Origin of the sequence: Corallococcus praedator (assembly GCF_003612125.1) — a bacterium.
Classification (GTDB): domain Bacteria; phylum Myxococcota; class Myxococcia; order Myxococcales; family Myxococcaceae; genus Corallococcus; species Corallococcus praedator.
Map to the genome: position 1 here is coordinate 1 of NZ_RAWI01001399.1, position 391 is coordinate 391.

Annotated in this window: 1 protein-coding gene; it reads left to right on the plus strand. The window is 50.1% G+C overall.

The genetic code is table 11. From position 1 onward, the window contains the following. Window positions 1–94: 94 nt before the first annotated feature. The coding region (locus D7Y13_RS50280; protein WP_147452789.1) for a pepsin/retropepsin-like aspartic protease family protein at window positions 95–391 on the plus strand (297 nt) is incomplete at its 3' end.

Here is a 391-nt window from a genome sequence, read left to right on the forward strand (position 1 = left end):
TGCGTGCTCTGTTTGACACAGGAGCGTCAAACAATTTCGTTAGAACTGAGGTTCTAACGTCGTTGGATTTCGTGGAGATTGAAATCCACGAAGCATGTTGTCAGTCCGGTTAGCAACAGGTGCAACCGTGACTATACCAAAGCGTGTGGTTCGCACACGCTTCGAGTTAGACGAACTGTCGTTCGAGGACGAATACATCGCCCACGATCTTGACGACAAGTTCGATGTAATCTTGGGCATCCCTTGGATGTCTAAGCATCAACCAACGATCGACTGGGTTAACCTGTCGATCGACTGCGGCGGTCTCACAGGATCTGATCACCCTGTGAGTAATCCGGCTGTATCTCATGATACAATCGCAGCGTCAGATAGCCTGGTGGATAGCGATGGC